An 8,622-nucleotide genomic window follows, 5' to 3' on the forward strand; every position below is an offset into this window, starting at 1 on the left:
GAACCCCGAAACGACCACCACAGCCCCGCCCGTCACCGAGGAGGCCGGACCTCCCGATCACGAACGGCAACGGTCCCACCCAGCGCATCAAGTGCCGCCACCAGCACGTCCCGCGCATCCGCCAACCGCGCCCGCCCCACTGCGAGCGCGAGACGTTCCTCCATCTCTGCCCGCAGCCGGCGGGCGGCCATCACCGCGTCCCGCCCGCGCGCGGTCAACCGGATGCGATGAATGCGCGCGTCACGTCGGTCCGCCGCCCGCTCCACATAGCCAAGGCGCTCAAGCTCGCCAATGGTCTTGGACACCGCCTGCTGGGTCACCGCGAGCTTGTCGGCCAACTCCCCGACACCCGGTTCATCCTCGATGAGGTGCTGGAAGACGTAGCCGTGCGAGAAGCGAAGATCGTCATACCTTTCGGCCGCCAACCGCTCCTGCACACCGCGTCCAGCTCGTCGTCGGCGACACACCGGCCCAGGACACACTCCCGCCGACACTTACCGCTTAACCTGCAGAAACAGGATCACCAGCTTCGCCGGACCCTGACCGCCCTCAGCGAGTCAGCAATATCCGGCCCCAAGATGTGCGACACACCGCCGGCCGTTAACTGCGCCGAACCGCCCCTTACGCGCCGACCTGCATGAGGTCAGGACGGTACCGTGCCACCCAGTTCCCCATATCGCCGTTCTGCCACGCCGGATCGATCGCGCCGAGCGGGATCGACACCTCGGGCCGGCCGGTGCGCTGGTCCACTGGAACCGCTGCCAGTTGCTGCCGCATCCGTGCGGGAATCCGCTGCGGAACCGCCCGCTCCCCCCAGCCGATCAGGCCCAGCGAGTGCATCGCACCCGCGCGGACCCGCATCCCACCGGGGCGGCCGATCGTCCGAGGGCTCGCCATCCTGGTCTGCACCTCGCCGACCCGCGTGATGTCACCCCAGGCCAGGCGCGCCCGAAATCCCGAACCATCTTCCAGTTCGACACCGAGCGGCGAGAATCGGATGACGGTGCGGTCGGCCATCTTGGCGTACTTCCTCGCCAGCACTCCGACCAAGACGCCGGTCCCGACCAGGCCGACCAGGACGCCGCCCACCGTCGTGGTCGTGAAGACCGCCCCGAGCAGCAGCATGACCAGGAAGAACATCACGAGCGGAGCAGCGAACGGCAGCAGAAACCTCCCGAAGGAGCCATTGACTCTGAACTCTTGCGAAGGGTTGTGCATCCATGTCAATTTAGCCCAACAGACCCCTTTTGTACGCCTCGGCCACAGCCGAGGCGCGATCCCGGACGTCGAGCTTGGCGTACACGTGCAGGAGATGCGTCTTGATGCTCGCCTCGCTGATGAACAACCTGGCCGCCGCCTCCTTGTTGGTCGCCCCGCCCGCGACCAGGCGCAGCACCTGCATCTCGCGGGGGCTCAGCGTGCTCTTGACCGGTTTTCTGACGCGGCCGACGAGCAGCCCGGCCACCGTCGGCGCGAGCACCGTCTCTCCCCGGTGCGAGGCTCGTACGGCGCGCAGCAACTCCTCGGTGGGCGCGTCTTTGAGCAGGTAGCCGGTGGCCCCCGCCTCGATCGCCGGGAGAACGTCGGCATCGGTGTCGAAGGTGGTCAGCACGAGGACCCGAATCTTCGGCGCCAGCTCACGAAGCCGCTGGATGGCCCGTACGCCGTCCATCTCGGGCATCCGAAGATCCATCAACACGACATCGACGGCCAGCTCCCGCGCCAACCGCACGGCTTCGACCCCATCGCCGGCCTCGCCGGCGACCTCGATATCCCCCACCGCCGCGAACGCCGCCCGCAGCCCATCACGAACCACCGGGTGATCATCCACGATGAGCACCCGTATCACCGGCTCCGAAACCCCCGAATCACCACTCACCACAACCCCACCACCGAACCACCCTCCAACACCGACCCGACGAGGCCCCCTGCCGGAATGGGGCCAAGCACAAGTCGTTCACACACGCCGCCCAACTGGTGGCCGCCTTGCTCCGCTCAGCTCATGTCCCATGCGAATCCCCCTACCGCACCGGTACCGAAAGCAGCCCTCTGAGGCTCCCACCCGTGGCCGGTGAAGTCGCGCCCCTCGTCTCCGATCAGAAGCGCCGACCACCCCGAACACGACCTCGGCCAAGCCACGCCACGCCATCCACCGCTCTGCACCAGCGAAGACCACCAAACCACAGACCATCACCGACCAGTCGCCCCCACCCGCTCGCGCCCGACACCCAACAAGTCCCTACAAGCACGACATCGTGACCACCTCACCGCGATACCGCGACCATACGAATCGATCACCTCTCCTCCAGCAAGGTGTCCGGATCGGCGGGGTCGGCCGGGATCGCGGGGACGGCGAGCGCTACCGCGGTGCCCTGGCCGGGGCTGCTCTCAATGGTGAGCGAGCCGCCCACACCGCGGGCGCGTTGGCGCATGGTGTCGAGGCCGAAGCCCGCGGAGCACGCGGCGGCGCTGTCGTCGAAGCCGGTGCCGTCGTCACGAACGTCGAGCAGGACCGTGTCGTCGAGGTAGTCGAGCGTCACGCCGACCCGCTCGGCCTTCGCGTGCTTGGCGATGTTGGAGAGCGCCTCCTGGGCCACCCGGAAGATCGTCACCTCCACCCCGGCGACAAGCCTTCGGGGCGCGCCCGTCACGTCGAAATCGGGGGTGATCCCGGTGCCCTCGCTCCATCGGCCGGCGAGGTCGGCCAGGGCGTCGGGGAGATGCGCTCCGTCCAGTGACTCTGGCTGCAGCGCGCGAACCGACCGTCTCGCCTCGGTGAGGGCACGGCCGGCCAGTACGGCGATCTGGTCCGCGTGCCGCCGCCACTGCTCTACGTCGTCGCGCGCCCCTTCGGCCGCCCGGACCTGGCCGATCAAGGCCACGAGATCCTGCGCGATGGTGTCGTGTATCTCCCTGGCCAGCCGCTGCCGTTCGTCCAGCACACCGGCTTCTCTGGCCTGGGCGACGAGCTGGGCGTGCAGCCCGGCGTTCTCGGCCAGCGCGGCCTGGAGACGCTGGTTGGCCTTTCTGCGCCGCTCACTCTCCAGGCCGACCTGCCATCCCACGAACAGCAGCGGCACCGACAGCCCGAGCAGCGCAGTGATCAGATCGATCTGCCCGAACCCCTGCCCGTTCGGATCGCTCTGGGCGACCACGGTGGTGATCGCCGTGGCGGCGACCCCGATCATGATCGCCCGTTTCGGGAACAGCACACCCGCCAGCGGGTAGCCGATGGACAGGAAGAGCGTGAAGGCCACACTCGTCGCCACAAGAGCGCCACCGAGGGCGAGGATGCCCACGTAGTGGACGATGGCCACCGCCTGGTGTGTACGGCGCCGGGGATACAGCCAGTGCATCCATGGCAGCCACAGCGCGGCCAGGCCGGCGAACACCCACGTCTGCGAAATGACCTGCCCGAGCAGGAGCGCGGCGAGAAGAGCGACCACCAGTAGGGCGTACGCGAGTGCCAGGTAGACCCACACCTCCCTGCTTCGCACGGAGACCCCCTCGTCGGGCCCGAGCCAGGTCATTTCCATCACCCCCAAAAGGTCACTCCCATCTGAACATCTTGGCCGACAGCAGCGAGAATCCGAGTGCGACCACGGCCATCACCCCCAGGTGCAGCGGCTCGGGCCAGGCCCCCGCCCAGCTCGCCCGAAGCGCCCGCATGAAGGCCCCCAGCGGGGTGAAGTCGCCCACGTCGGCGATGAAGGCGGGCAGGCTCTCCACCGGCATGAAGACGCCCCCGAACACGATGCTCACGAAGAACACCGCGACGCCGATCCCGGTCGCCACGCGCCCGCTGGGCGCGATCGACGCCACCAGGAGCCCCACCGCGAACAGCGACATGACACCCAGGACGAAGGTGAGCAGGAACGCCGGAATGCTGCCAGGCGGCCCGAACCCGAAGGCCACGACGCCGACGGCCACCACCAGCGCCATGGAGACCAGCGCGAACAGCGCGCCCACGACGAGCTGGGCTCCGAGCAGCGCGGCCGGGTGGACGGGCGTGCCGGCCATACGGCGAAGAATGCCCTTCTCCCGGTATCCGGCCATCGTGCTGGGCAGGAGGTTCATCCCGAGCTGGCCCAGGCCGAGCGCGATCGCGGCCGAAGGAAAGAAGGTCTCGATGGCGTCTCCCCCGCCCGGCGACATGACCACACCGAACAGGGCGACGATCCCCACCGGCAGCACCAGCACGATCAGGGTGGCGGCCGGATCGCGCAGGAACAGTTTCAGCTCGTACTTCGTAAGTGCGGTCATCCCGCGCTCCTTGTCATCTCGGACTTCAGCCACGCCGGTGATCGGACGCGCCTTCGGAAGCGCCCGGGGAACCGCCGGAGCCATGCGGCCGGCTGGCGGTCAGGGCCACGAAGGCATCGTCGAGACTGGGCTGATCGACGCGGAGGTCGGCGGCCACGATCCGGTGGCGGGCCAGCACGGACGTCACCGCGTGCAGCAGGTCGCCATTGCCGGACACCTCCACCCGGGTGCCCGTCATGCTGACCCTGGTCACCTCGGGCAGGCCGGTCAGCAGCCGCTCGTCCAGCGGGGCCGAGGGGCGGAACCGGACGCGCTGCTCGGGGACGGCACGCGAGATCAGCCCTGAGGGGCTGTCCACCGCGACGACCCGCCCCGCGTCGATGACCATGACCCGGTCGCAGAGCCGCTCCGCCTCCTCCATGAAGTGGGTCACCAGCAGCACGGTGACGCCCCCGGCCCTGACCCGCTCGATCAGCTCCCAGGTGTCGCGCCTCGCCTGTGGGTCGAGGCCGGTCGTGAGCTCGTCGAGCACCACCAGCTCCGGAGAGCCGACGAGGGCGAGCATGATGAACAGACGCTGTTTCTGGCCACCGGAGAGCTTTGCGAAGGGCGTGTCGCGCTTGGCGGCGAGCCCCCAGTCGTCGAGCAGCCGCCCCCAGTCGGTAGGGGTGTCATAGAAGGAACTGTGGAGGTCGAGCGCTTCCCACACCTTCAGCCGCTCCGGGATCTGGCTCTCCTGGAGCTGGATGCCGATCCGCCGCCGCAGCCGCTTGCCGTCGGCATGCGGGTCGAGCCCCAGCACTTCGAGCGTGCCCGCGTCGGCCCGTCGCAGCCCCTCCACGCATTCCACAGTGGTGGTCTTGCCCGCGCCGTTCGGGCCGAGGATCCCGAAGATCTCCCCGTGCTCCACGGAGAAGGACACGTCGTCCACCGCCACATGCGGGCCGTACTCTTTGCGCAGGTTGCGCACATCAATCACCGTCATGCGAAAAGAATGCGGCCGGCGCCCCCGGCTTCGGATCGCCCAAGGAGCGCATCGATCGGTGGATTCGCCGTATCAACCGATCGGTGGATACGGCCTCCCACGATCGATGAGCCGACCAGGCGATACGCAACCCGGGGCTCGCTTGCCAGGCTTGCCCCATGAACGATTTCTCACGCCGCACCGCGCTGAAGTCCGCCGCCGTCGCCGGGGCGACGGGAGCCGGAGGCATCGCCGCCGGCCGGGGCCGGCGCGTGACCACCTATGTGTTCGTCACGGGGGCCAATGGCGGGCTGTCGGCAGATGCCGAGCTGGCCCTGCGCGGGCACCGCACGGTCGCCGTGGAGCTGCCCGGCCACTCGGCGACGGACGACCAGTTCCGACCGGCCTACCAGGTGCCACAGGATGCGCAGGCGCTGGCCACCGCGCCATCGGCGATGGCCGAGATCACCCTTGCCGACTATGCGGCGGCGACCGTCGCGACGGTACGGCGGGCGGCGAAGCACGGTCCCGTCATCCTGGTCGGCGGCAGCATGGGCGGAGTGACGATCACCAAGGCGGCCGACGAGGTGCCCGACCTGATCGACCGGCTTGTCTACGATTCGGCCTTCTGCTGCACCAAACTGGCCAGCGCCGAGGCCTATCTGGCGACACCGGAGGGAAAGCCGAGCAAGATCGGCGCCATCCTGGCCGGCGTGGCGGCCGATCCGTCGGTCATCGGCGCGATCAGGATCAACTGGCGGCTCGCCGACCCCAAGTTCCTGGTCCCGCTCAAGGCCGCGCTGATGGCCGACTCTTCGGAGGCCGAGTTCATGGCCATGCTCAACGGTTCGCTGCCCGACGACAGCCTGCACATCGCGACGGCCGACGCTCGCGGGCGCAAGGAGAGATGGGGCCGCGTGCCACGCACCTACATCCGGCACTCGGAAGACCAGGTCATCCCGCCGGCCCTGCAAAATCGGATGATCAAGGAGGCCGACTCGCTCACACCCGGTAACACCTTCGACGTGCGGACCGTCCGCACCGCTCACGCCCCCAGCCGGGCCGCGTGGAAACAGATCGTCGACATCCTCGACGACCTCGCCTGAAGGGCCGCAACGGGCAACGAAAAAGGCGGCTGCCCGGAAGGGCGTCCGCCTTAAATCAACACCTGCTGGGGTACCAGGACTCGAACCTAGACTAACTGAACCAGAATCAGTCGTGCTGCCAATTACACCATACCCCACCGCGCGGTGATCCTCGCTGGAATCTCTCGCGGCGACCTCGGCAAGGATAGCCCAGCTTTGCCGCCGAGGCCAAAACGAATACCCGGCGGGTGCCACAGGCATCGCGGGTACGGAAGGATAGATCCCAGGACACGCGTGAGGAGATCCGACTTTGACCGCGAACCCGTTCTTCGCACCCAGCGCCCTGCCGTACCACCTGCCCCCCTTCGAGGAGATCGCCGAAGAGCACTATCTGCCGGCGTTCGAGCGCGGGATGGCGGAGCAGCTCGCCGAGGTCGCCGCGATCTCGGGCAATCCCGAGCCGCCGACCTTCGACAACACGATCGCCGCGCTGGAACGTTCTGGCCGGATCCTGGACCGCGTGTCCACGGTCTTTTTCAACCAGGTGTCCTCCGACAGCACCCCGGGCACCCGGGAGATCCAGAAGGAGATCACCCCCCGGCTCGCCAAGCACAGCGACACCATCAAGCTCGATCCCGCACTATTCGGGCGGATCAAGGAGCTGCGCGCCGTTCGGGAGACCCTGGCGGACGACGAGGCATGGCTCCTTGACCGCTACCACACCGACTTCGTCCGCGCGGGCGCCGAGTTGGACGATCAGGACAAGCAGCGGCTGATGGGGCTCAACGACGAGCTGTCCAGGCTGGCGACCGAGTTCGAGCAGAACCTGCTGGCCGACACCAGCGCCGCCACCATCGTGGTGGACGACCCCGCCCGGCTGGACGGGATCTCGGTCGAGGGAGCCGCCGAGACGGCCAAGGCACGCGGGCTCGACGGCAAGTACGCGATCTCGCTGATCCTGCCGACGGGCCAGCCCGCCCTGAGCGGGCTCACCGACCGCGAGCTGCGGGAGCGCCTGCACAACGCGGCGACCGGCAGAGGCGGCACGGCCAACGCCGGCATCGTCACCCGGATGGCGCGCCTACGCGCCGAGCGCGCCCTCCTGCTCGGCTACGCGCATCACGCCGATTACGTCGTGGCGGACCAGACCGCGCCGGAGCCCCAGGCGGTCACCGACATGCTGGCCAAGCTCGTCCCGGCCGCCGTCGCCAATGCCAACGCCGAGGCCGAGGCCCTGCGCGCCGAGGCGGGCTTCGACCTTAGGCCGTGGGACTGGGCGTTCTACGCGGAGAAGGTACGCAACGCCCGCTTCAACCTCGACACGGCGCGGATGCGGCCTTACTTCGAGCTCGACCGTGTCCTGCGCGACGGCGTCTTCTACGCGGCCGGCAAGCTGTACGGGCTGACCTTCACCGACCGCCCCGACCTTCGCGGCTACCACCCTGACGTCCGGGTGTTCGAGGTCTTCGAGGAAGACGGCACACCACTCGGCCTGTTCCTCGGCGACTACTACGCCCGCGAGTCCAAGCGCGGCGGCGCCTGGATGAACAGCCTGGTCAAGCAGTCCGACCTGCTCGGCGAAAAGCCGGTCGTGGTCAACAACCTCAACATCGTCAAGCCACCGCCCGGTGAGCCCGCGCTGTTGACCTTCAGTGAGGTCAACACCATGTTCCATGAGTTCGGCCACGCCCTGCACGCCCTGTTCTCCGACGTGCGGTTCCCTCGCGTCTCCGGTACGGCGGTGCCTCGCGACTTCGTGGAGTACCCGTCGCAGGTCAACGAGATGTGGGCGGTGTGGCCCGAGATCCTGGCCAACTACGCCAGGCACTACGAGACCGGCGAGCCGATGCCGCAGAAGATGGTCGATCGGATGCTCGAAGCCGAGCGGTTCAACCAGGGCTACGCCACGGTGGAATACCTCGCCGCCGCTCTCCTCGACTGGGCCTGGCACACCGAGGGCGGCGTGGCCGAGGTGTCCGACTGGGAGTCCTTCGAGAACCACGCCCTCTCCCAGGCGGGCCTCGACCATCCATTGATCCCGCCGCGCTACCGCAGCACGTACTTCGCCCATATCTGGTCCAGCGGTTACAGCGCCGGCTATTACTCCTACATCTGGAGCGAAGTCCTCGACGCGGACACGGTGGAATGGTTCAAGGAGAACGGCGGCCTGCGTCGCGCCAATGGCGACAGGTTCCGCCGCGAACTCCTCAGCAAGGGCGGCAGTATCGACCCCATGAGCGCCTTCCACACCTTCCGCGGCCGCGTCCCCGACATCGCCCCCCTCCTCACCCGCCGCGGCCTCTCCTGACC

8 protein-coding genes and 1 tRNA gene are annotated in these 8,622 nt (G+C 68.4%); 2 read left to right on the top strand and 7 right to left on the bottom strand.

The genetic code is table 11. From position 1 onward, the window contains the following. Positions 1–32: 32 nt before the first annotated feature. From C1I98_RS30530 to C1I98_RS30555, 6 genes are all read right to left on the bottom strand, one after another. Positions 33–437: a MarR family winged helix-turn-helix transcriptional regulator gene (locus C1I98_RS30530; RefSeq protein ID WP_158558237.1), complete on the bottom strand. Its 405-nt coding sequence runs from the start codon at positions 435–437 to the stop codon at positions 33–35. A 184-nt stretch (positions 438–621) separates the two neighbouring features. After that, the gene (locus C1I98_RS30535) at positions 622–1,140 is read right to left on the bottom strand and encodes a hypothetical protein (RefSeq protein ID WP_111170847.1); all 519 of its coding nucleotides are present in this window, start codon (positions 1,138–1,140) and stop codon (positions 622–624) included. A gap of 88 nt (positions 1,141–1,228) precedes the next feature. Continuing rightward, a complete protein-coding gene (locus C1I98_RS30540) occupies positions 1,229–1,849 on the bottom strand; it encodes a response regulator (protein WP_111170848.1) in 621 nt (206 codons plus the stop codon). A 445-nt stretch (positions 1,850–2,294) separates the two neighbouring features. Next, a complete protein-coding gene (locus tag C1I98_RS30545; protein WP_199537324.1) occupies positions 2,295–3,530 on the bottom strand; it encodes a sensor histidine kinase in 1,236 nt (411 codons plus the stop codon). 19 nt (positions 3,531–3,549) lie between these two features. Beyond that, positions 3,550–4,263, bottom strand: a complete 714-nt coding sequence (locus tag C1I98_RS30550) for an ABC transporter permease (RefSeq protein WP_158558238.1) — start codon at positions 4,261–4,263, stop codon at positions 3,550–3,552. Between the two features lie 25 nt (positions 4,264–4,288). After that, on the bottom strand, positions 4,289–5,248 hold the full coding sequence (locus C1I98_RS30555) for an ABC transporter ATP-binding protein (protein WP_111170851.1): 960 nt from the start codon (positions 5,246–5,248) through the stop codon (positions 4,289–4,291). Between the two features lie 158 nt (positions 5,249–5,406). On the opposite strand from C1I98_RS30555, the gene C1I98_RS30560 reads away from it, so the two are divergent. Beyond that, positions 5,407–6,333: an alpha/beta hydrolase gene (locus tag C1I98_RS30560; protein ID WP_111170852.1), complete on the top strand. Its 927-nt coding sequence runs from the start codon at positions 5,407–5,409 to the stop codon at positions 6,331–6,333. A gap of 65 nt (positions 6,334–6,398) precedes the next feature. Here the strand turns inward: C1I98_RS30560 and C1I98_RS30565 are convergent. Then, positions 6,399–6,470, bottom strand: a tRNA-Gln gene (locus C1I98_RS30565). A gap of 152 nt (positions 6,471–6,622) precedes the next feature. On the opposite strand from C1I98_RS30565, the gene C1I98_RS30570 reads away from it, so the two are divergent. Beyond that, positions 6,623–8,620 carry a M3 family metallopeptidase gene (locus C1I98_RS30570; RefSeq protein WP_111170853.1) on the top strand — a complete coding sequence of 666 codons (1,998 nt, stop codon included), beginning with the start codon at positions 6,623–6,625 and terminating at the stop codon, positions 8,618–8,620. Positions 8,621–8,622 lie beyond the last annotated feature (2 nt).

Source organism: Spongiactinospora gelatinilytica, assembly GCF_003236385.1.
In the GTDB taxonomy this organism is placed as follows: domain Bacteria; phylum Actinomycetota; class Actinomycetes; order Streptosporangiales; family Streptosporangiaceae; genus Spongiactinospora; species Spongiactinospora gelatinilytica.